Origin of the sequence: Klebsiella sp. K5-45, assembly GCF_030128605.1 — a bacterium.
GTDB lineage: Bacteria > Pseudomonadota > Gammaproteobacteria > Enterobacterales > Enterobacteriaceae > Klebsiella > Klebsiella quasipneumoniae.
Window position 1 is genome coordinate 211,593 of the sequence record NZ_JAKUZW010000003.1, and the last position, 22,736, is coordinate 234,328.

Annotated in this window: 20 protein-coding genes; 7 read left to right on the top strand and 13 right to left on the bottom strand. The window is 60.8% G+C overall.

Annotated elements, in window-relative coordinates; all coding sequences use genetic code 11:
• Nucleotides 1-52 precede the first annotated feature (52 nt).
• The 3 genes from MKS11_RS07705 to MKS11_RS07715 are packed head-to-tail and all read right to left on the bottom strand — an operon-like array spanning nucleotide 53 to nucleotide 7,014.
• Nucleotides 53-3,145, bottom strand: a complete 3,093-nt coding sequence (locus MKS11_RS07705) for an efflux RND transporter permease subunit (RefSeq protein WP_087771434.1) — start codon at nucleotides 3,143-3,145, stop codon at nucleotides 53-55.
• Between the two features lie 13 nt (nucleotides 3,146-3,158).
• Nucleotides 3,159-4,238: an efflux RND transporter periplasmic adaptor subunit gene (locus tag MKS11_RS07710; protein WP_004202498.1), complete on the bottom strand. Its 1,080-nt coding sequence runs from the start codon at nucleotides 4,236-4,238 to the stop codon at nucleotides 3,159-3,161.
• A 52-nt stretch (nucleotides 4,239-4,290) separates the two neighbouring features.
• Nucleotides 4,291-7,014, bottom strand: coding sequence for a cation-transporting P-type ATPase (locus MKS11_RS07715; protein WP_165474091.1), 2,724 nt, complete (start codon nucleotides 7,012-7,014; stop codon nucleotides 4,291-4,293).
• 501 nt (nucleotides 7,015-7,515) lie between these two features.
• Between MKS11_RS07715 and MKS11_RS07720 the strand changes: the two genes are divergently transcribed.
• Nucleotides 7,516-7,764, top strand: a complete 249-nt coding sequence (locus MKS11_RS07720) for a DUF1158 domain-containing protein (protein WP_002893037.1) — start codon at nucleotides 7,516-7,518, stop codon at nucleotides 7,762-7,764.
• 17 nt (nucleotides 7,765-7,781) lie between these two features.
• On the opposite strand, the gene MKS11_RS07725 is transcribed toward MKS11_RS07720, so the two are convergent.
• Both MKS11_RS07725 and MKS11_RS07730 read right to left on the bottom strand, forming a co-directional pair.
• A complete protein-coding gene (locus MKS11_RS07725; protein ID WP_004202492.1) occupies nucleotides 7,782-8,123 on the bottom strand; it encodes a RamA family antibiotic efflux transcriptional regulator in 342 nt (113 codons plus the stop codon).
• Nucleotides 8,124-8,153: 30 nt separating this feature from the next.
• Nucleotides 8,154-9,269 (bottom strand): MBL fold metallo-hydrolase, encoded by a 1,116-nt coding sequence (locus tag MKS11_RS07730; protein WP_074440955.1) that lies wholly within the window; start codon nucleotides 9,267-9,269, stop codon nucleotides 8,154-8,156.
• A 179-nt stretch (nucleotides 9,270-9,448) separates the two neighbouring features.
• On the opposite strand from MKS11_RS07730, the gene MKS11_RS07735 reads away from it, so the two are divergent.
• From MKS11_RS07735 to nfsB, 3 genes are all read left to right on the top strand, one after another.
• Entirely contained in the window at nucleotides 9,449-10,030 is a 582-nt protein-coding gene (locus MKS11_RS07735; protein ID WP_017899014.1) for a TetR/AcrR family transcriptional regulator, read from the top strand.
• The gene (locus MKS11_RS07740) at nucleotides 10,030-10,398 is read left to right on the top strand and encodes an MmcQ/YjbR family DNA-binding protein (protein ID WP_004202487.1); all 369 of its coding nucleotides are present in this window, start codon (nucleotides 10,030-10,032) and stop codon (nucleotides 10,396-10,398) included. The genes MKS11_RS07735 and MKS11_RS07740 overlap by 1 nt, the downstream gene beginning before the upstream one ends.
• A 119-nt stretch (nucleotides 10,399-10,517) precedes the next feature.
• Entirely contained in the window at nucleotides 10,518-11,171 is a 654-nt protein-coding gene (gene nfsB / locus MKS11_RS07745) for an oxygen-insensitive NAD(P)H nitroreductase (protein WP_048294354.1), read from the top strand.
• 257 nt (nucleotides 11,172-11,428) lie between these two features.
• Here the strand turns inward: nfsB and MKS11_RS07750 are convergent, their stop codons facing one another.
• The 4 genes from MKS11_RS07750 to MKS11_RS07765 form a co-directional block, all read right to left on the bottom strand.
• Nucleotides 11,429-11,716 carry a helix-turn-helix transcriptional regulator gene (locus MKS11_RS07750; protein ID WP_017899013.1) on the bottom strand — a complete coding sequence of 96 codons (288 nt, stop codon included), beginning with the start codon at nucleotides 11,714-11,716 and terminating at the stop codon, nucleotides 11,429-11,431.
• Nucleotides 11,709-12,026, bottom strand: coding sequence for a type II toxin-antitoxin system RelE/ParE family toxin (locus MKS11_RS07755; protein WP_017899012.1), 318 nt, complete (start codon nucleotides 12,024-12,026; stop codon nucleotides 11,709-11,711). The genes MKS11_RS07750 and MKS11_RS07755 overlap by 8 nt, the downstream gene beginning before the upstream one ends.
• A gap of 184 nt (nucleotides 12,027-12,210) precedes the next feature.
• Complete coding sequence (locus MKS11_RS07760; protein ID WP_087771437.1) at nucleotides 12,211-13,254, bottom strand: DUF2157 domain-containing protein; 1,044 nt, start codon at nucleotides 13,252-13,254, stop codon at nucleotides 12,211-12,213.
• A 532-nt stretch (nucleotides 13,255-13,786) separates the two neighbouring features.
• Nucleotides 13,787-14,656, bottom strand: coding sequence for a helix-turn-helix transcriptional regulator (locus tag MKS11_RS07765; protein ID WP_017900842.1), 870 nt, complete (start codon nucleotides 14,654-14,656; stop codon nucleotides 13,787-13,789).
• A 108-nt stretch (nucleotides 14,657-14,764) separates the two neighbouring features.
• Between MKS11_RS07765 and MKS11_RS07770 the strand changes: the two genes are divergently transcribed.
• Together MKS11_RS07770 and MKS11_RS07775 are read left to right on the top strand one after the other, a co-directional pair.
• The gene (locus MKS11_RS07770) at nucleotides 14,765-16,192 is read left to right on the top strand and encodes an MFS transporter (RefSeq protein ID WP_064150543.1); all 1,428 of its coding nucleotides are present in this window, start codon (nucleotides 14,765-14,767) and stop codon (nucleotides 16,190-16,192) included.
• Between the two features lie 70 nt (nucleotides 16,193-16,262).
• Nucleotides 16,263-17,507, top strand: coding sequence for a mechanosensitive ion channel family protein (locus tag MKS11_RS07775; protein ID WP_080935932.1), 1,245 nt, complete (start codon nucleotides 16,263-16,265; stop codon nucleotides 17,505-17,507).
• Between the two features lie 2 nt (nucleotides 17,508-17,509).
• Here MKS11_RS07775 and MKS11_RS07780 read toward each other — a convergent pair whose 3' ends face one another.
• A complete protein-coding gene (locus tag MKS11_RS07780) occupies nucleotides 17,510-18,490 on the bottom strand; it encodes a LacI family DNA-binding transcriptional regulator (RefSeq protein WP_004202470.1) in 981 nt (326 codons plus the stop codon).
• Between the two features lie 248 nt (nucleotides 18,491-18,738).
• On the opposite strand from MKS11_RS07780, the gene MKS11_RS07785 reads away from it, so the two are divergent.
• Entirely contained in the window at nucleotides 18,739-19,155 is a 417-nt protein-coding gene (locus MKS11_RS07785) for an Exc2 family lipoprotein (protein WP_004202462.1), read from the top strand.
• 18 nt (nucleotides 19,156-19,173) lie between these two features.
• On the opposite strand, the gene MKS11_RS07790 is transcribed toward MKS11_RS07785, so the two are convergent.
• From MKS11_RS07790 to MKS11_RS07800, 3 genes are read right to left on the bottom strand one after another with little or no spacing between them, the layout of a single operon-like run.
• The gene (locus tag MKS11_RS07790; protein WP_087771438.1) at nucleotides 19,174-20,325 is read right to left on the bottom strand and encodes a Gfo/Idh/MocA family protein; all 1,152 of its coding nucleotides are present in this window, start codon (nucleotides 20,323-20,325) and stop codon (nucleotides 19,174-19,176) included.
• Nucleotide 20,326: 1 nt separating this feature from the next.
• Nucleotides 20,327-21,349 carry a sugar phosphate isomerase/epimerase gene (locus MKS11_RS07795; RefSeq protein ID WP_004202459.1) on the bottom strand — a complete coding sequence of 341 codons (1,023 nt, stop codon included), beginning with the start codon at nucleotides 21,347-21,349 and terminating at the stop codon, nucleotides 20,327-20,329.
• 16 nt (nucleotides 21,350-21,365) lie between these two features.
• Nucleotides 21,366-22,571: an MFS transporter gene (locus MKS11_RS07800; protein ID WP_025999301.1), complete on the bottom strand. Its 1,206-nt coding sequence runs from the start codon at nucleotides 22,569-22,571 to the stop codon at nucleotides 21,366-21,368.
• Between the last annotated feature and the right edge of the window lie 165 nt (nucleotides 22,572-22,736).

The window sequence follows — 22,736 nt, forward strand, 5'->3', positions numbered from 1 at the left end:
CGGTAGTCGTTGCAGCCTGGAGTATCCCCGTTACCGACCGGTAGCGCCGCGCTTACCCCCGCCGATGCGCCCACTCGCGCATACGCTGAAACAGAACATACAGCGAAGGAATAAACAGGATGCCAACCATCGTCGCCACCAGCATTCCGCTGAACACCGTGGTGCCGATGATCCGCCGGCTCTGCGCCCCGGCGCCGGTGGCGAGCATCATCGGCATGATGCCGATAATAAACGACACCGCGGTCATCATCACCGCGCGGAAGCGGCGGGTGGCGCCCTCGCGCGCGGCGTCGACTATCGACAATCCCTCTTCGCGCCGGCTGCGGGCAAACTCAACGATCAGAATCGCATTCTTCGCCGCCAGGGCGATCAGCAGCACCAGTCCTATCTGGACATACACATCGTTGGCATAGCCCGCCGTCCACAGCCAGAGCAGCGCTCCGCCGATGGCGAACAGCACCGAAAGCATGACGCTCGCCGGCAGCGTCCAGCTCTCATACTGCGCCACCAGGAACAGCCACGCCATCGCCACCGCCGCCAGCACGATCCACACCGCCTGATTGCCGGTCTGCTGCTCCTGCCAGGAGATGCCGCTCCAGGCGTAGTCATACCCCGGCGGCAGATGGGCCTGCAGAATCTGCTCCATAGCCGCCATCGCCGTACGGCTGCTGACCCCCTCGGCCGCTGAACCGCTCACCGACACGGACGGGAACTGGTTGTACTGCTGAATAAACGGCGCCCCCACCGTCGGCGTAATGGTGACCAGATTGCTCAGCCGCACCCGCTCGCCGTCGCGGCTGCGGACGTACAGCTCGCTAATCTGCTCAGCCCGCTCGCGCCACTGCATCTCATTTTGCATCACCACATGATAGACACGGTTGTTAAGGCTGAAATCACCGGCGCGCGTGCCGCCGAACGCCGTCTGCAGGCTGCTGAAGATCTGCGCCACCGGCACATCCAGCAGCGCCGCCCGATCGCGGTCGACCGTCAGGGTCAGCTGCGGCACGTTGCTGCTCCAGGTGGTAAACACCCGGCTCAGCTGCGGATGCTGTTTCGCCAGTTGAAGGATCTCCTGCGTCACCTGCTCCAGCTCCGCCGACGACTGACCGGCCTGCGCCAGGATGCGCAGGTCAAATCCCGAGGCATTGCCCAGGCCCGGCAGGGTCGGCGGCGCGAAGGTCATGATCGTCGCCTCCGGCAGCGACAGCAGCTGGCGCTGGATATCCGCCATCACCGCATCCAGCGGCGGCCGCTGATGCCAGTCCTTGAGCATTACCGAGATAAACCCGCCGTTAGCGGCGCTGGTGCCGTTGAGAATGTTGAAGCCGGACACCTGAATCACATCCTCCACCGCCGGGTTAGCCATCAGCAGCTTGCGCGCCTGGGCCATCACCGCTTCGGTACGCTCCAGCGACGCCGCCTCCGGCAGCTGCACGCTGGCAAACAGGTAACCCTGATCTTCCTGCGGCAGGAAGCCTTTCGGCATTGAGCTAAAGCTGAACGCCACCAGCGCGCCCGCCGCGACCGTCGCCGCCAGCGCCAGCCAGGGGCGGCGGTTCATCCAGCCAACCAGCCGGCCATAGCCGTCGCGGGTGCCGTCGAGGAGACGGTTAAACGCCCGCCACACCGCCGCCGGCCGGGCGGGACGCGGGCGCAGCAGTAGCGCGCAGAGGGCTGGGGTTAGGGTTAACGCCACCAGGCTCGACAGGGCCACCGCGGTGGAGAGCGTCACGGCAAACTGCCGGTACAGCTCGCCGACGATCCCCGGGAGCAGCGCCACCGGCACAAACACCGCCAGCAGCACCAGGGTCGTAGCGATCACCGGCCCGGCGATCTGCCGCAGCGCCTGGGCGGTGGCCTGCAGGCGATCCAGCCCTTCCGCCATTTTGGTTTCCACATTCTCCACCACCACAATGGCGTCATCCACCACCATCGTCAGGGCGAGAATGATCGCGAACAGGCTGAGGGTGTTGGCGCTGTAGCCCAGCAGATAGAGCACCGCAAAGGTGCCGATCAGTGACACAGGGATTGCCAGCACTACGATCAGCGTCGCCCGCCAGCTCTGCAGGAACAGCGACACCACCACGACCACCGCCAGCAGGGTCAGCGCCAGCGAGACGCCGATCTCTTTGATCGTCGCCGCCACAAAGCGGGTGGTATCGAACTTCACCTCCCAGGTGAGATCCGCCGGAAAGCGGGTGTGCAGGCGGTTAAGCTCAGCGCGCACTGCGCTGGCGACCTGCAGGGCATTGGCGGTGGGCGTCGGGTAGATACCCAGATAGGCCGACGCTTTACCGTTGAGCTGCGCGCCGGAGCTGTAGCTGCGGGCGCCCAGCTCGATGGTCGCCACGTCGGTGAGGCGCACCAGCTGTCCCTGCGCGCCGCGACGGAGGATAATCTCGCCAAAGCTGGCCGCCTCGTTCAGACGCCCCAGCCCGTTGATGGTCAGCGTCTGCTGCTGACCGTTGAATACCGGCGGGGTGCCCACCTGCCCCGCCGCGCCCTGCACATTCTGCTCGCGCAGCGCCTGGGCAACGTCATCCGTGGTGATGTTGAGGGCGTTCATGCGGTCCGGACGCAGCCAGATGCGCATACTGTAATCCCGGGCGCCAAACATCTGCACCTCGCCGACGCCGGGCAGGCGCGCCAGCGCCTCGCGCACCTGGGTGCTGGCGTAGTTACTGACAAACAGCGGCGACAGCGTGCCCAGCGGCGAATAAAGGCTTACCCCCATCAGCAGGTTGCTGGCGCGCTTGCGTACCTGGACCCCATTCTGCTGCACCTCCGGCGGGAGCTGCGCCAGCGCCTGCGACACCCGGTTTTGCACGTCGATCGCCGCCAGGTCGGCATCGGTGCCCGCCGCGAAGGTAATACTCAGGCGGTACGTTCCCTCATCCGAGCTGGTGGACTCCATATACAGCATATGATCGACGCCGTTGAGCTGGGTCTCCAGCGGGGCGGCGATAGCCTCCGCCACGTCTGACGCGCTGGCGCCTGGCCAGCTGGCGGTAACGTTCACCACCGGAGGCGTGATCGCCGGGTACTGCTCCACCGGGATCAGCTTCAGCGACACCGCGCCGACAAAGGTCAGCAGCAGCGCGATCACCATGGCAAATCGCGGACGACGGATAAAAAAGGTCAGCATCCCTTCTCCTTACTTAGTTCAGCACCTGTACCGCGGCGCCTTCGCGTAAACGCTGCGCGCCGTCGGTGATCACCTGCTCGCCCGCCTGCAGCCCTTTCTCAACCGCAAACTGCTGCCCCTGCTGTCCCGCGAGGGTCAGACGACGCTGCCCGGCGGTATGGTCCGGCTTCAGCACCCAGCTGAAAAAGCCCTGCGGATCCTGCTGCACGGCGGCGGCCGGGATCATCACCCGTGACTGCAGCTCCTGCGGACGGAACAGGATTGTTACGCTGCCGCCCGGCAGCAGACGGTGCTGCGGATTGGCGAACTCCGCCCGCACCGCCACGCTGCCGGTGCGGGCATCAATCCGGTTATCGATGGAGGTCAACACCCCATCGCGCCGTTTGCCATCCACGTCAATCTGCGCCAGCCACGCCTGCTTCAGAGCGTGGATGTCGGCATGCTGGCCGGTTTTGCTGAAAAACGCGGCTTCGTCGAGGGCGAACGAGACCCGCACCGGATCCAGCTGCACAATGTCCACCAGCACGCCGCTGGATGGGTTAATCAGCGTCCCGACGTGAAAGGCGCTGTGGCCCACCCGTCCGGTCACCGGCGCCGCAATCCGGGTATAACTGAGCACAATCTGCTGGGCCTCGACGCGGGCTTTCGCCTGCTGCACGGCAGCGGCGGCGACGTCGCGCTGCATCCGGGCTGTGTCGACGTCGTTGCGGCTGATGGAGTGGTTGTTGATGAGTCGCTCGTAGCGAGTGAGCAGCTGTTGCGACTGGCGTAATGAGGCCTCTGCGCTTTTCAGCTCGGCCTGCGCCAGGGCCAGCGCCGCGCGGGGCTGTGCGTCGTCGAGGGTAAACAGCAGGTCGCCCTCGGTCACATACTGCCCGTCCTGGAAGTGGCGCTGAACAATCACCCCTTCGGTGCGCGCGCGAATGTCGACGGCGCGGATTGCCTCGACGCGTCCGGGGATGGCGCGTTCTTCAGCATGAGGAGCCAGTTCGGCCGTGGCGACGCGGACCGGCACCGCCGGCGCGGCGGTGGCCGTCAGGGCGCTGCTGGCCAGGGCGCTAGCCAGCAGCGCAAAGCGGAAGGTTTTAATCATAGGGGATCCTTGCGACAGTAACGCGCGCCTGCGGCGAGGCGCGCGAGATCGATCAGGCCGTTTTGCGGAACCGGCGCGTCAGACGCTTCTCGATTTCCACCACCAGGAACATGGCGATGCCGATGACCAGGGTGACAAACCAGTAGCGCAGCGGCAGCGCTTCCGTGCCAAACATGTTCTGCATCAGCGGGACATAGATAATCACCAGCTGCATCAGCAGCAGGACACCGGTCACCAGCCAGATGCCTTTGTTGCGCAGCAGGCCCATGCTCAGGGAGAAGCTGTCGCTGCTGCGGCAGTTGATCATGTAGACCCACTGCGCCGTCACCAGCATCTGCAGCAGCACGGTGCGGATAAACTCCGGACTGTGGCCGCGCGGCGCCAGCCAGGCCTCAAGGATAAAGGCGGCAATAGCAATCATAGACCCGACAAAAGCCACCCGCCACACGGCGAAACCATCCATCACGTGCTGGCCGGTTTTACGCGGCGGGCGGTTCATCACGTTGCGCTCCGCGGCCTCAAAGGCCAGGCCGAAGGAGAGCGTCGCCGACGTCGCCATGTTCATCCACAGGATCAGCACCGGGGTCAGCGGAATCATGTTCCCCGCCAGCAGGGCGATGATGATCAGCAGCCCCTGCGCCAGGTTGGTCGGCATGATGAAGAGGATGGTCTTCTTCAGGTTGTCATAGACCCGACGGCCCTCTTTTACCGAGCTGGCGATGGTGGCGAAGTTATCATCGGTCAACACCATGTCAGCCGCCTCTTTGGTGACTTCGGTACCTTTGATACCCATCGCGATACCCACGTCGGCCTGGCGCAGCGCCGGCGCGTCGTTGACGCCGTCGCCGGTCATGCCGACCACTTCGCCGTTATCCTGCAGGGCTTTCACCAGGCGCAGCTTATGCTCCGGACTGGTGCGGGCAAAGATGTCGTACTCCACCGCCGCCTTCGCCAGCGCCGCATCGTCCATGTGCTCCAGCTGGTAGCCGGTCATGGCCTGGCTGCTGTTGGTGATCCCCAGCATCTGGCCGATGCTCATCGCCGTCTGCGGGTGGTCGCCGGTGATCATCTTCACGCGGATGCCGGCGGTCTGGCAGGCGTGGATAGCGTCAATAGCTTCCGGACGCGGCGGATCCATCATTCCGGCGATGCCGAGGAAAATCAGTCCCTCCTGCAGATCCTCATGGTTCAACGTGGTGGCATCAAGGCTGGCCGGCTTACAGGCCGCCGCCACCATGCGCAGCCCCTGACGGGCGAAGCGCGCCATCTCCTCTTCCCAGTACTGCGCCTCGAACGGCACCGCGCCCTGGCGGCTCATCTGCTCACGGCACATGCCGAAGATGACGTCCGGCGCACCGGTGATTAACACCCGGGCATCGCCATCGATGTGCTGCAGCGTGGACATATATTTGTACTGCGAGTCAAAGGGGATCTTGGCCACCAGACGGGCCTCCACCGCCGGGAGCTGCGCTTTCGCCGCCAGCACCTTCAGCGCCCCTTCGGTTGGCCCGCCGGTGATCCCCCACAGGCCGCGCTCATCCTGGATAAGCTGGCTGTCGTTGCACAGGTCGATGGTGCGCAGCCAGGTCTCCAGCACGGTACCCGGCTGAACCTGCACGGGCTCATCGCTCCCCTCAAGGAAGATCCGCCCCTGCGGCTCATAGCTGTCGCCTTCCACCCGGTAGCAGCAGTCGGCGGTGATGATCGCCTTGACGGTCATTTCGTTCATCGTCAGGGTGCCGGTTTTATCCGAGCAGACCACGGTCATGGCGCCGAGGGTTTCCACAGTCGGCAGCTTACGGATAATCGCCCGCTTGCGCGCCATCGTCTGCACGCCGAGCGACAGAATAATTGAGATGATCGCCGGCAGTCCTTCCGGTACCGCGGCCACCGCCAGGCTAATCAGCGACAGCAGCAGCTCGCCCATCGGGATATCCCGCAGCGCGAGGCTGAAGATAAACAGCGCCACCATCATGGCGAGGATAATGACGAAAATCGCTTTGCCGAGCTTATCCATCTGCACCAGCAGCGGGGTGCGGTGCTTCTCAATGCCCGCCATCATCTGGTTAATGTGGCCGAGTTCGGTCTGCGCGCCGGTGGCGGTCACCACGCCGACGCCGCCGCCGGCGCTGACGGTGGTCCCGGAGAAGACCATGTTCACCCGGTCGCCCAGCGGCAGGTCGCCTTCCAGCGCGTCGGTGATTTTATCCACCACCGTCGACTCGCCGGTGAGGATCGCCTCTTCCACCCGCAGGTTGTGCGTTTCAATCAGCCGCATGTCCGCCGGCACGCGGTCGCCGGCGCGCAGGATAACGATATCCCCCGGAACCAGGTCGCGCGTCGGGATAGTCTCATGTTTGCCGTTACGCTGGACGCGGGCATCGCTGGAGAGCATGTTGCGGATCCCCTGCAGGGACTTTTCGGCGTTGCTCTCCTGGATATGGCCGATCAGGGCGTTAATCACCGTCACGCCGAGGATCACCAGAGTATCGACCCAGTGCCCCATGATGGCGGTCAGCGCCGCGGCGGCCAGCAGCACGTAAATCAGTACGTCGTTAAAGTGGGCAAGAAAGCGCAGCCAGGCCGGTTTCCCTTTCTTTTCCGGCAGCGCGTTCGGCCCACAGTTATTCAGGCGCTCGGCGGCGTCTGCGGAACTTAACCCAGCGGCCTGGCTTTTGGTCTGCGCCAGCACTGCGTCAACGGTCTGCTGCCAGACCTGCCGTGGCGCGGTGTCGCCCGAGGGCGTCGTAAACTTTGGGTTATTCATCTTGGTCAAATTACATTTTCCTTATAAATTCCGTGAGTCGGAAAGCCTGAAATCATTCCTGGCCAATGCAGTAAAAGGTGGCGAAAAAGCCGATAAAAATGTGAACCAATACAAGCCTAAATTTTTCGCAAAATAAAAAATATGTGGTAAGTTAATTCCACGAGCCAACTATTACAGAATATTAATAAACCAAAACTAAACGAGGTTAAATATGTTTGGAATCTACCGCGGACGCCGTCTGGCGCTGTACATCTTGCTGGCCATCATCGCTGCCACGCTGGTGGGATATAGCACTTATAGTTTTGTAAAAGCGCTGGCATAATAATGACAGTAATTTACAGGAGACTGATTTTAATTTAATTACAAATTATTTCAGATTAATTAACATGGGAATAAAAGGCAGGCCATAATATTAAACAGAAGCGCATTAAGGCGAGTAAAATACAAAGCATATTGCGTTAGGGATTATTTTGCCGGACAATATGTTTTTTAACTGATGATTAACATGACATGAAACATCCGCTGGAAACGCTCCTCTCCGCCGCCGGGATCCTGCTCCTGGCTCTGCTCTCCTGTCTGCTGTTGCCCGCGCCGTCGCTGGGCCTGACGCTGGCGCAAAAGCTGGTTGAGACATTCCATATGATGGATCTCAACCAGCTTTATACGGTGTTGTTTTGTTTGTGGTTCTTAGCACTGGGCGCCATTGAGTATCTGGTGCTGCGCTGGGTGTGGCGTCGCTGGTTTTCGCTCGAACGCTAAACCAGGAAGGGCGCGCCTCAGTGGGCGCGACTGTGGTTCTCTTTACGGTAGGCGCCCGGCGGCAGATTGAAGGTCCGGGTGAAGACGCGGGTAAAGGTCTGTTGCGAATCGAAGCCATACTTCAGGCAGATATCGTAGACCCGCTGATCGGTGTCACGCAGATCGCGGGCGGCCAGCAGCAGCTTCCTTTCGCGAATATAGCGCCCCAGGCTCTCCCCTTTATACTGTAAAAACAGCCGTTGCAGATGCCATTTCGAATACCCGGCATGGCGAGCGATATCATCAATACGCAGCGGTTGATGCAGGTTGTCATCAATCCACTCGACGATAGTATCAATCACCTGAGCGGAAATCGTCATATGCTCTCTCCTCTGATACTGCACTGGCGCTTAGCGCCACCAGGCGTTAAATGATTGCGTCTTATCGGCGACCCACACCGGCTCGCCCTGCACAGGCGTCAGCAGACGCCAGGCCCTTCCTTCGCTGGCAGCCGCCAGCCGTTGATACGGTTCATCCCAGCTGTGTTTCGCCAAAACGAATCGTCCTGCATGCCCAGGCAGCACCGCGCGAGCGCGCAGGTCGTCGGCGGCCTGAGCTGTTTCATCCGGCATCATGTGAATATATTTCCAGTCCTGGTCATACTGCCCGTTCTCCATGATCGCCAGATCGACCGGACCAAATTCATCGCCTATCGCTTTAAAGTGCGGCCCATAGCCGCTGTCGCCGCTGTAATAAATCTTTTGCTGCGGGGTAACGAACAGAAAACTGGCCCACAGCGTCTGGTTGCGCTTCAGCCCACGGCCGGAAAAGTGCCGCGCCGGCAGGACGTGGACGATGAGCTCGTCGTTAACCGGAATCGCCTGCTGCCAGTCCGCTTCGGTAATCAGCGCCCCGTCCATCCCCCAGTAACGCAGATGCGAGCCAACCCCCAGCGGCGTAATGACCCGCTTAATTTTCGGCAGCAGAGCGCGGATGGTGGCGTAATCCAGATGGTCGTAATGATCGTGGGAGATGATCAGCAGATCGATCTCCGGCATCCCTTCCGCCCGCCACGGATAGTCGCCGGGGAAAGCTTTATTAATAAAGGAGAACGGCGCCGCGTAATCGCTGAACACCGGGTCGATCAGGATGCGTTTTCCCGCCAGCTGCAGATACCAGGAGGAGTGGCCGAGCCAGACCATCACGTCCTGCCCGAGGGGCAGCGTCGCCAGATCGGTCTTTACCAGCGGCAGCGGCTGCGCGGGACGGGCGTTTTCCCGTTTGGTCATCAAAAAATCCCACCATGCCGCCAGCATATTTTTTTGCCCGGTGAACCCCGGCGTGGGCAGCTGGTTATGGAACTGGCCATCCCGGTAGTGGGGGGACGCTTCCACCTGGCTAAGCTGTGCCCCCTGCGGCGCCTTACCAAAACCGGCATTGAGGACAAACGGCAATGTCGTTGCTGCTGCGAGTAACATGATGGCGACCACGCTGAAAGTGACACGGTTCATATCCTGACCAGACAAAAGCCCCCATCCCGGAGGCTTTATGATATAACTTGATTATGAGTGAGTACGCACTCATTATTAGGAATGTGATGAAAGTCGTCAAGACGATTTTCAATTTTTGCGTTCCGCCGTTGCAGCAACCAGGTCAGACGTGCAAAGATCGGCGGTTTGTTTAAACCTGCGTGAGGAAAAAAGTAGTGGCTCGTCCAAAGAGTGAAGATAAAAAGCAAGCGTTACTGGAAGCTGCCACCGCGGCTTTCGCCCAGTCCGGCATCGCCGCCTCGACGTCGGCCATCGCCCGCAGCGCCGGTGTGGCCGAGGGGACGCTGTTTCGCTATTTCGCTACCAAGGATGAGTTGCTCAACGAACTGTACCTCGCCATTAAGCTGCGCCTGGTGCGCACCATGATCGCCGGGCTGGATCCGGACGAGAAGCGCCCGAAAGAGAACGCGCGCAATATCTGGAACAGCTATATCGACTGGGGCGTGCGCAACCCGATGGAGCACAAGGCGATCCGCCGAATGGCGCTCAGCGAGCGCATCACTGACGAAACCCGCCGCCAGGTGAAAGAGAGCTTTCCGGAGCTCAACGAAATGTGCCAGCTATCGGTGAAAGAGATATTCCTCAGCGAGGCGTATCGCGCCTTTGGCGACGCCCTGTTTTTGTCGCTGGCGGAAACCACCATCGAATTCGCCAGCCACGATCCGCAGCGCGCCCGGGAGATTATCGCCCTCGGTTTTGAAGCCATGTGGAACGCCCTGCATGAGGCGGACGCCTAATGACGCCGGAAACACTGCATCCCTGCGCTCACCGTATCGCCCTGACCTACCCGTTTACCGAACATTGCTGGCCCTTTGGGCCGGAGTACGATGTGTTTAAGGTCGACGGCCGCATCTTTATGATCACCATGACCATTCGCGGGCGGGCGCTGGTCAACCTGAAGGCCGAGCCGCAGAAGTCGCTGCTCAATCAGGAAATTTATCGCAGTATCGAACCCGGCTACCATATGAACAAGAAACACTGGATCACGGTGGTGCCGGGCGACGACATCAGCGAGGATCTGCTGGCCGAGCTGATTGACGATTCGTGGCACCAGGTGGTGAACAAGCTGAGCAAAAAGGCGCAGCAGCGCCTGCGTCCGCGCTGATTTTCAGCCAAACGCGATAAGTGTTATCGCATTTTTCACCCTTATCATTTTGCGATCTTCGCTGTACTCTTCCTCTCCTGAACGCACCGGTAAGGTGCTGTAAACTGTGAGGAAGAGTTATGGATATCGTATCGGTCGCTTTGAAGCGCTATTCCACCAAGGCCTTTGACGCCACGAAAAAGCTGACTGCCGGGGAAGCGGAACAGCTGAAAACGCTGCTGCAGTACAGCCCGTCAAGCACTAACTCCCAGCCGTGGCACTTTATCGTTGCCAGCACCGATGAAGGCAAAGCCCGCGTGGCGAAAGCCGCCAGCGGTACCTACGTGTTCAACGAACGTAAAATTCTTGACGCCTCGCACGTGGTGGTGTTCTGCGCGAAAACCGCGATGGACGACGCCTGGCTGCAGCGCGTCGTGGATCAGGAAGAGGCCGATGGCCGTTTCGCCACTCCTGACGCAAAAGCCGCTAACCACAAGGGGCGCACCTTCTTTGCCGATATGCACCGCAAAGAGCTGAAAGATGACGATCAGTGGATGGCGAAGCAGGTGTATCTCAACGTCGGCAATTTCCTGCTGGGCGTAGCGGCGATGGGCCTCGACGCCGTGCCGATCGAAGGGGTTGATTTGGCGATCCTCGATGAGGAGTTTGACCTGAAAGCCAAGGGCTACACCAGCCTGGTGGTGGTCCCGGTTGGCCACCATAGCGTGGAGGATTTCAACGCTACCCTGCCGAAGTCGCGTCTGCCGCAGTCGACGACCATTACCGAGATTTAATCTCTCCACGGGCGCCTTTAACCGGGCGCCTCTGGTGCCGCTTGTCAGTGCCGGATGGCGGCCAGGCCTTAACCGGCCTACATAACCATCCATATATCAGATAGTTACCCTTTGCCGTAGGCCCGCGCAAACGCAGCGCCGCCGGGCGATGACAACGGGCTCGGAGCCGATTTTATGCCTGGTGGCGGCTGCGCCTGACCCGGCATACGGGATCCTCTTACAGGCTTACACCTCGCAGCGCCGCCGGGCGCGTTAATTTAGTAAAGTAAAACTTGCGGGTGCTTTATACCGCACGCTAACGCGTATCGCGTTAAGGTATCCAGGCTGGTGCGGGTGATATTGGCTTCCATTCTGGAGACCGTTGGCGCACTCACCCCCATCCTCTGCGCAACCTGGGCTCGGGTCAGCCCCGCCTGCTCGCGCCATTGTGCCAGCATAGTACGTAATCGGTGCTGACGTTCTTGCGCATCGAACGCAGCCTGAACCTCAGGCTGGCTAAGCAGTTCTGTTTTTAACGTATCCCAGTCAATGATCTTTTTACTCATTGCGCATCTCCTCTAATCGCTTCAGCGCCAGGCGAATTTCCGATAACGGGGTTTTTTGCGTTTTCTTGACAAAAACACGTAGCAGAAAGAGCGTTTTGTTTTGCTGAAAAACGTAGATCCCCCGCCCCTGTACCGAACCTAACGCTCGAATTTCAAATAGCCCTTGTCCAAGCGGTTTACTATCAGGTTCTCTCAGCGCGGTGGGATTTTGGCGTAACTTGTCTAATTGCCTGATCATCTTCGCCTGGACAATAGCCGGAAGCGCCTGCAACTCCTTTTTAACGTCCACATGCACAACCATTCTGAACATCAGACTCCCTTCCTCTGAATGTTAGCATAGAAGATAAATTGCCTTAAAGGCTAATCTTTGAGATACCCGGCAAGCCTATGCTCATTTGCAGCCAATCGCAGAAAAATGCGCTAAAACTGGAATCAGGGACGAAAAAAAGCCGCGACTTAGCGCGGCCTGAGTGGTGAGCATGCTCAAAACGAGGTTAGTTGTTCTTCCCCCGCCCTTCACCCGCGTGCCAGATGCGCTCGGCATAGCGGCCAATCACCGCCAGCGAGACGGCAAGGATCAGGAAAAACAGCACCTTGTGCATCCCGTTCCAGAAAAACTCAAAGAAGCGGGTATAGAGATTGATCGCCAGGAAGGTTAACCCAAAGCCGCGCAGCATGGCGTCATCGGTTTTCAGGCTGATAAAAATGCAGACGCCTGCCGCCGCGGCAAACAGCAGCCCCCACGGCAGGAGTCGCGCCTGGCTTACGTTGTACCAGCTGTCAGCGTCGTAATTGCCGAAAATCGACAGGATCCACAGCGCAATAAACAGGTACGTGAGGCCCATCGCCTTGCTGACGGTAAACAGCTGACGCTGGCGAAGCAAGGACTGCGCGCCGTAGCAGAGCGCCAGCAGCGTGCCGCCGAACAGGACGAAGCGAATCGGGTAGTTCATGCCCAGCCAGTAGGCGCCCCACCCCGAGACGTAGCCGGTTTCTGCGCCAAACCAGTTGCCCAGCGCCAGCAGAAAAAAAAGCCACACCAGCCCGGAGCGGGCTACATAGCCGATAGCGCCGTAAATCATGCATCCGGCCAGAAACAGCGGCGCGATATGGCCGCTGCCGTTATCCAGCCGTTCACCCAACTGCCATAGCGCCAACGCGGTAAAGACGACGCCCAGAAACAAAATCGCCTCGGTGCTGTAGTGCCACTGCGTCTCCCGCTGCTGGCGGCGAAAACCCCAGCCGTAGCAGGCGACTGCCAGCAGTGCAGGCAGCAGGATCCGCGTCAGCGCCGAGTGGCTGAACAGGCTCAGCAGCCACGCCACCAGTTCGCTGTCGGCAAACAGACTGCCCAGAGCAATCAGCACGCAGGCCAGCGCGGTCCAGAAGGCATAGCGGCTCAGGCGCCGCCAGTCGAAGGGGGAGACGCGCAGCGTGTGCGCCAGCCGCTGACTGTCCGCCGGGGTTAACTCCCCGCTGGCCTGCCAGGCATTCAGCGCGCGCTGAATAATTCGCTGCTCTTTTCGGGTTACGTTCATAGGCATTCCTTGAGACTGATGACAAACCTGTTTTCGCTAATATGCTCGCCTTTTTGCCGGGTGGCGGCGTACGCCTTACCCGGCCTACAAACCCAAATCACCGCGGGTCCTGGGGCTGCTGAAACTGCCGGTGCTGGCGGCCTCAACATCGCTGAGACGTTCCCGGCAGGCCGGGGCAGCCCGCATGGATGCGGGCTGAGGGCCGTGTTTTGCATGGACGCTGCCTCGGCCCGACCCGAAGCCTGCAGGGATAAGTCGAAGGCACCACGAAGTGGCGATGTTGCTGGCCGGAGCCCGGGGGTACAGGGGGCGGCGGCGACTGGCCGCCCCCTGTGCGCTCCCTGCGCCATGAGAGATATAACGCAGAAGACTAACCGGGAGCGCAATGTGCGCTGAAGTCGCAGATAACATAAAAGACTTCCCTGCAGTGCTTTCCCTCACCCTGCCCCTCTCCCGGCGGGAGAGGGAACCGTCCAGCAGCCCGGCCGGGCAATACCCGAAGATGGCACATTCTCAACCATCTGAGTCCTTGTCATGAATGTTGGTCCAGCCACGCCAGCGCCTGCTCGCCCGCCTCGTCCATCGGCAGGTAGACCAGCAGACGCGAACCATTGCGCGGCGCCGAATACCAGTACATCTGCTGCAGGCTGAATCGCCCGAGCTGCGGGTGGTTAAAATGTTTAATCTGGTTTTCCACGCCGCGCACCTCGTAGCGTTGATGCCACAGCGCTTCAAACTCCGACGAGGCGGCGAAAAAGCGCGCCAGTTTGTTTTCCCATGCCGGATCGCCACGGTGCTCGGCCATCGCGGCGCGGAAATAGGAGACAAAAGTCGGCAGCACATCGCGATTTTCAATCCGGCTGCGCCAGGTCTCATGGGTCAGATACAGATAAATGCAGTTGCGATCTTCTTCCGCAAGGGTGGCGAAATCGACACCCATCAGGCGGCAGAAGCTGTCGTTCCAGGCCACAATATCAAAGTTCGGTTTCTGAATGCTGGCCGGCTGCGGCATCAGGCTGTCCAGCATGCGGCGGGTGCCGGGGCTAATGCCTTCGCACGCCGTCACCTGGGTGGCTTCCGGCGGGGTCAGCCCGGCGAGCACGAACAGATGCCTGGTCTCCAGCGGACTGCACTGCAGGGCATTCGCCACCCCCACCAGCACTGCCTCCGACGGATTCACCTCCCGCCCCTGCTCCAGCCAGGTGTACCAGGTAACGCCGACGTCGGCGAGCATCGCCACCTCTTCCCGGCGCAGACCCGGCGTGCGTCGGCGGCCCACCCGGGGTAACCCCAGGCGCTGCGGATCGAGGCTTTCACGGCGGGCGCGCAGAAACGCCCCCAGCTGTTTGCGCCGATCGTCCGGCACGGCGAACGTCGACTCCCGTTGCGGCATCGTGGTCATCACCCCTCCAGCATGGTAGTTCCAGTACCAGTATAGACAGGAACTGGTACCCGTTTAATTTATCGGTAATGCTACGTCGGTCTGCTGAATGACGCAATGGAGATTCCCATGAAAACGTCTGCTGTTTCACCCGGCCGCGCCGGTCTGTTGCTGCTGCTGGGCGGCCAGATGCTGCCGCTTATTGATACCTCGATCACCAATGTGGCGCTGGACGCCATCACCCATACCCTGGCGGCCAGCGCCACGCAGCTGGAACTTATCGTCGCGCTCTACGGTGTCGCCTTTGCCGTCTGCCTGGCGATGGGCAGTAAGCTTGGCGATAACTATGGCCGCCGGCGCCTGTTTATGTGGGGCGTCGCGCTCTTTGGCATTGCTTCCCTGCTGTGCGGCATAGCGAACAGCATCAGCGCCCTGCTGGCCGCCCGCACTCTGCAGGGCGCCGGTGCGGCGCTGATTGTGCCGCAGATCCTCGCCACCCTGCACGTCACCCTCAAAGGCCCGGCCCACGCCCGGGCTATCAGCCTGTACGGCGGGATCGGCGGGATCGCCTTTATTGTCGGACAGATGGGCGGCGGCTGGCTGGTATCGGCGGACATCGCCGGACTGGGCTGGCGCAACGCCTTTTTTATCAATGTGCCGATCTGCCTGCTGGTGCTGGCCCTGAGCCGCCGCTATGTGCCGGAAACCCGTCGTGAGACGCCGTCGCGGATTGACTGGCAGGGCACGCTGTACCTCGCCCTCATCCTCTGCTGCCTGCTGTTCCCGATGGCCCTCGGTCCGGAGCTGCGCTGGCCGCTGTGGCTGCAGCTGATGCTGGTGGCGGTCCTGCCGCTGCTGTTCGCCATGCGTCAGAGCGCCCTGCGCCAGCAGCAGCGCGGCGATCATCCCCTGCTGCCGCCGCGTCTGCTGCAGTTGACCAGCATCCGCTTCGGGATGGCCATCGCCCTGCTGTTTTTCAGCGCCTGGTCCGGCTTTATGTTCTGCATGGCGCTGACCATGCAGGAGGGGCTGGGGATGGCGCCGTGGCAGTCCGGCAATAGCTTTATCGCCCTCGGCGTGGCCTATTTTATTTCGGCGCTGTATGCCCCGCGGCTTATCGCCCGCTACAGCATGGGGCGGATCCTGCTGACCGGTCTGGCGGTGCAGATCGCCGGTCTACTGCTGCTGTGCGCCACCTTCTCCCGCTTCGGGATCGCCACCACCGCCCTGACGCTGGTCCCCGCCACGGCGCTGATCGGCTACGGCCAGGCGCTGATCGTCAACAGCTTTTACCGGATTGGCATGCGCGATATCAGCGCCTGCGACGCCGGGGCCGGGAGCGCCATCCTCAGTACCCTGCAGCAGGCGACTCTCGGCCTTGGGCCGGCTATCCTCGGCTCGCTGTTCCTGGCGCTGGCCCGTCGCGGCGGCGGAAACTATCCGCAGGCGCTGATTGATTTTCTGCTGGTCGAGGTGGCTATGATGCTGTTGCTGGGGGCCATCGCGCTGTGGCTGCGTCATCATCTCAACCGACAGCCGGCGACGGTAGCGTCGTAATACCGGCGGCGGTGATTTGCATAATCGTTATCCAGCGGTCATCATACCCGCTGGATATTCAGGAGACGTTATGCAGGAATTAATATCGCAAATTGCCGCCTTAGGAATCGAAATAACTCCCACCCGCTCGCTGATGATTATCTTCGGCATTATCTTGTTCACCGCCGTCGTCGTGCATCTGATATTGCACAAAGTGGTGCTTCGCGCTTTTGAAAAACGGGCATTGGCCAGCAGCCATCTGTGGCTGCAAATCATCACGCAGAATAAACTCTTTCACCGACTGGCCTTTACCCTGCAGGGGATCATCGTCAACGTGCAGGCGGTGCTGTGGCTGCAAAAAGGCAGCGAGGCCGCGGAAATATTAACCACCGTGGCTCAGCTATGGGTGATGATATATGCCATGCTGTCCTTCTTCTCACTGCTGGATGTGATCTTAAAGCTGGCGCAGAAATTTCCCGCCGCCTCTCAGCTGCCGCTGAAGGGGATATTCCAGGGAATTAAGCTGGTGACGGCGATTATTATCGGCATCCTGATTATTTCCCTGCTGATAGGCCAGTCGCCAGCGATCCTGATTAGCGGGCTCGGCGCCATGGCCGCGGTGCTCATGCTGGTATTTAAAGATCCGATCCTTGGCCTGGTGGCCGGTATCCAGCTCTCGGCCAACGATATGCTCAAGCTTGGCGACTGGCTGGAGATGCCGAAATACGGCGCCGACGGCGCGGTGATCGATATCGGCCTCACTACGGTCAAGGTACGTAACTGGGATAATACCATCACCACCATTCCGACCTGGTCGCTGGTCTCCGACTCGTTTAAAAACTGGAGCGGCATGTCGGCCTCCGGCGGCCGCCGCATTAAGCGCAGCCTCAACATCGACACCACCAGCATTCATTTCCTCGATGAACAGGAGCAGCAGCGCTTGATCCGGGCGAAGTTGCTTAAACCCTATATGGATTCGCGCCACGAGGAGATTAGCGCCTGGAACCAGCAGTATGCCGGGGAACAGTCGGTTCTCAATGAGCGGCGAATGACCAATGTCGGCACCTTCCGCGCCTATCTGCAGGAGTATTTACGTCATCATCCGCGCATCCGCCAGGATATGACCCTGATGGTGCGCCAGCTGGCGCCGGATGCCAACGGCTTGCCGATCGAGATCTATTGCTTCACCAACACCGTGGTGTGGGCGGAATATGAGGGGATCCAGGCGGATATTTTCGATCATGTCTTCGCCGTGGTGGAGGAGTTTGGCTTACGCATTCATCAGACGCCCACCGGCAACGACGTTCGCGCGCTGGCGGGCGCCTTCTCCCGCTGACCTCAGGCGCTGGCGCGGGCTATCACGCGCCAGTCCATCATCACCCGCTCGACGGCAGCGTCGGGATCGTCGATGCGTTTCATTAACAGATCCACCGCCGTGCGGCCGATCGCCCGGGAGGGCTGTTCGACGGTGGTCAGCTGCGGGGAGACCACTTCCGCCAGCTCGGTGCCGTCGAAGCCGATCACCGCGATATCCTCCGGCACCCGCAGTCCAGCCTGGTCAATCGCCCGTAGCGCCCCGGCGGCAAGGGAGTCCGAAACGGCAAACACCGCGTCGGGCTTCTCGTCTTGCGACAGCAGCTGCTCCATCGCCCGTTTACCGGCCGCCGCGCTAAGATCCTGCGCGTAGGTCACCTGCTGATACGCCAGACCGTGCACGTGCAGCACGCTTTTATAGCCGCGCTCGCGCAGGCGGGCGTAGCGATAGCTGAGGTCGTGATTAATGAGCGCGATGCGACGGCGGCCGGCGTCGGCCAGCCGGGACACCGCCCCCTGAGCCGCCTCGACGTCGTTAATCCCGACGCAGGAGATGCTGCCGGTGTCGGCATACTCCGCGCACTGCACCCAGGGTGCATCGCCAATCATGGTGGTCAGTTCCGGCAGGCTGGAGAGCGCGTTCATGGTAATAATGCCGTCGACCATTTTGCCGGAGAGCAGCTGCAGGCCCGAGGTCGAGCGGGCCAGATCCGACCCGGAATTACACAGCAAAATGCGGTAGCCGTTCTTCTCCGCCTCTTCTTCTATCCCTTTCACCACCTCGGCGCAAAAAGGATTAGCGATATTAGACACCATCACCAGGATCATATTGCTGCGGGCGGTTCGCAGCTGACGCGCCAGCAGGTTCGGCTGATAGTTGCTCTCTTTGATCGCCTGCAGCACGCGCTCACGGTTTTTGGCTTTTACCGTATCGCTGTTGTTCAGCACCCGCGACACCGTGGCCACCGAAACGCCGGCCAGACGAGCAATTTTCTGAATAGACATAAACCCTGCACTTCCTGCGATAGAGGTGGATCCTGCAGGCTATCATAAATGAGCTCTGGTTGGCCTGCCAGCCTGGCGCGAAAGCGTGGCTCAGTGAGACGGCGTCTCGGGACACTATTAATAATCAGGGCTTCTCTCCCGCCCCGATAACGCGCATCCTTTTGCCGTTTCATATTCTCATTAGCGCAGGAGGCGCAACAGACCGCCTGCGCCCCATTTGTTCTTTTATGATTAAGGATGATATCCCCATGAGGCTCTCCACCGCGATTCTCGCCCTCAGCTGTGCCCTGGCAACGATCACCGGCTGCACCTCGTCAAAATCGTCACCGGAACGCCACGCCTACGCGTTCGTCGCCCACCGCTCCGATTTTGTCGGCGGCAACTTCACCGTCAACCGTCAGGAAAATTATCGTTTAAACCTGCCGACCTTCACGGCGATGTACGCCCGCGGCCAGCAGGATAAAGCCGCTGGCATGAGCGAAAGCGACGCCCGCCGCACCGCGGAGGCCATCAAACAGCAGGCGGCGCAGGGCACCCGCACCGAGCACGCCTTTACCGGCAACGCCAGCGACAAATGGGATAATGCAATGGAAAATAAAGATGCCGTCCTGTTCGGCAACGAACTCTCCGGTGCCTATCTCGACGGCTATCTTGGGGTGAAATAATCCTTCGCTCCCCCGCCCTCAGCGTTCGACGCTCACCCAGCGCTGCTGCTGATGGCTTTTGACGATCGCCTCGATGATGTACATCACATCGGCGCCGTCGTCGAAAGCGGCGAAGCGCCGGGCCCCGGCCTCCGGCATCTTCCCGGCGCGCACCGCCTGATAAAAATGCCCCATCATATTCTTAAAGGCGTCCGGCCAGCCCTCAATATGGCCGCCGGGGTAATGGGCGCTGTCAGCGATCTCCGGCCGCAGCAGGCTGGGGTCGTCGCTGAGCCGCCGATCCGGCTGCTCGCGGTGGCCGATCCACAGCCGCTGGGGCACTTCCTGATCCCAGGCCAGAGAACAGCGGCTGCCGTTAACCTCCACCGCCAGACGGTTTTTCCGCCCGGCGCTCACCTGAGAGACCATAAAGCTGCCTTTGCTACCATCGTCAAAACGCAACAGCACCGTGCCAAAGTCCTCAGTATCGACAGGCCGGGTTTCATATCCCTGCGCCTCGTGAACGGCGCTGAAGGTCGCTTGGCCATTGACCGGCGCTTTACGCGTCGGCCAGACGATAGACAGATCCGCCATCACCTCGACAATCCGCCGACCGGTCATAAACTGCACGGTATCGCACCAGTGGGAGCCGATGTCAGCCACCGTCCGCGATGCGCCGCCCTGCGCCGAATCAACCCGCCAGTTGTAATCGGTCTCCAGCAGCATCCAGTCCTGTAAATAGCTGCCGTGCGCCGCGAAGATCCTGCCGACCTCGCCATGGCGGATCATCGCCGCCGCCTGCTGGACCATGGCGAACTGTCGATAGACGAAACTGACGCCATGCACCACGCCGGCCCGGGCGGCAAGCGCCACCAGCTCCCGCGCCTCCTCCGCCGTCATACACAGCGGTTTTTCGGAGAAGACGTGCAGCCCGGCGGCGAGGATCTGCCGGTTAATCTGGGCATGCAGATGGTTCGGCGTACAGTTATGGACCACCTGCAGCCCCGGATGGGTCAGCAGCGCTGCCACGCTGTCGTAGACATGGGCAATATTCAACGCTTGCGCCTTGCGCTGCGCCGCCTCAAGGCTGCTGTCGCACAGCGCCACCACCTCGATATCCCCCAGCCGCCGCAGCGCCTCCAGATGCGCCGGGCCAATAAACCCAGCCCCAATAATCGCAACCTGAATCATGTTATTCCCTCCCACCGGCAGCAAAGTCATCGAAGGCCCGTCCGGCAACGGGAATGATATGGCGACGAATAAACTCGCTGCCCTCGCGCGCGCCGGTCTCGGCATCCTTCAGGCAGCACTCCCACTCCAGCACCGCCCAGCCGTCAAAATCATATTCGGTCAGCTTACTGAACACCCCTTTGAAGTCGATCTGCCCGTCGCCGGGAGAGCGGAAACGGCCAGCCCGCTGCTGCCAGGGCTGATAGCCGCCGTAGACGCCATTGCGCCCGTTGCGGCGAAATTCGGCGTCCTTGACGTGAAACGCCTTAATACGCGCATGATAGATATCGATATAGGTCAGGTAATCCATTTGCTGCAGATGCAGGTGGCTCGGGTCATAGAGCATATTGCAGCGCGGATGGTTATCCACCCGCGCGAGAAAACGCTCAAAGGTCACGCCATCGTGCAGGTCTTCGCCGGGGTGGATCTCGTAGCAGACATCGACCCCCTGCTCGTCGAAGAGGTCCAGCAGCGGCCGCCAGCGCCGGGCCAGCTCGGCAAAGGCCTCATCCAGAAGCGACTGATTATGCGGCGGCCACGGATAAAAAAAGGGCCATGCCAGCGCCCCGGAAAAGGTTGCATGCGCCTGCAGCCCCAGGCGGCCGGAGGCCACCGCCGCCTGGCGCACTTTCTCCACCGCCCAGCGCTGGCGCGCCTGCGGATCGCCGTGCAGCGCCGCCGGGGCGAAGGCGTCAAACGCCGCGTCATACGCCGGATGCACCGCCACCAGCTGCCCTTCAAGATGAGTGGACAGCTCGCTGATGACCAGCCCATGCTCCGCCAGGGTGCCGCGGACCTCGTCGCAGTAGGTCTGGCTCGCCGCCGCCCGCTCGACATCGAAAATCGCCGGGTGGTTGCAGGGGATCTGCAATGCCTTGTACCCCAGGCCGGCGGCCCACTGCGCCATCCCCGCCAGGGTGTTGAACGGCGCCTGCGGGCCGATAAACTGCGCCAGAAAAATGCCCGGTCCCTTGATCGTTTTCATACCCCCTCCTGTAAAATTAGTGCGGCTCTTTCTCGTTGTACTGGAAAGAGAAAAGGAAAATCAGCGCGATAACCGCGGCGGCCACCGCCGGGATCCACCAGAAGGTCACCCAGGCCTGCGGCACGCTCTGGCCGGCCACCAGATGGTTATACAGCGCGCCGGAGATCTGCGAGCCCAGCAGCATGCCGATCCCGTAGGTGAACATCACAATCATGCTCTGCGCCTGGCCTTTGACCTTCTCGCCCGCCACGCGGTCGGTGTAGATAAAGCCGACGACAAAGAAAAAGTCATAGCACACGCCGTGCAGCAAAATACCCAGATAGAGCAGGAAGCGCCCCTCTTCGCTGACCCCGAGGGCGAAAAAGGCATAGCGAACAAACCACGCCGCCATGCCGATAAGCAGCATGTATTTCACCCCGAGGCGACGGAACAGCAGCGGGATCACCAGCATAAAGACGATCTCTGACATCTGGCCGAAGGACATCGCGGTGCTGACATCCTTAACGCCGGCATCCGCCAGATACGACGCGGTATAGGCGTAATAGGTGCCTAACGGCACGGAAATTAAGGTGGCGCAGAGGGAGAAAATCAGGAAATGGCGGGTTTTCAGCAGCGCGAAGGCGTCCGCGCACAGCAGATCGCGAAACTGAACCGGCATGCCTTTGGCCGGCGCCGGGGTGTGGGGCAGCGTCAGGCTGTAGATCGCCAGCGCCACCGAACAGAGCGCCGCCACGGTGAAGATGCCGGTGGTGTCAGAGATGCCGGTCACCCCGATGCAGATCCCGGCGATAATCCAGCCGATGGTGCCGAACACGCGGACCACCGGAAAGGTTTTATCGACGTTAGCCAGGCTGTGGAAGGCGATATTGTTGGTCAGCGCCAGGGTCGGCATATAGCACAGCGTATAGCCGAACAGCAGGCCAATCAGCAGCGCGCCATTCTGCGCCACCAGCGCCTGGGGGACAAACCACAGGATCGCCGCCCCGGCCAGGTGCATCACCGCCATCACCTTCTGCGAGGCGAAAAAGCGATCCACCAGCATCCCTAGCACAAAGGGGGACAGGATGGAGGCGATCGGCCCGGCGGAGAACGCATCGCCGATCAGCAATGACATCTCATAGCGGGTCATCACCAGCCCCAGGGTCACCGACCAGCTGCCCCAGATAAAGAACTGCATAAACATCATTAACGACAGCCGCGGCACCAGAAAACGGTGGCTCACGCGGACACTTTCCCGACCTTCTGTTGTTGTGACCATGTTTCTCGCCCTCAGAAAAGTAATCGATTACAAAATCGCTCCAAACAAAAGTAATCGATTACAAAAAGAAGATCGCCAGGCAAATGCCCCACCTGCGAAGAGGATCACAATAAAAAGCCAGGCAGCCCC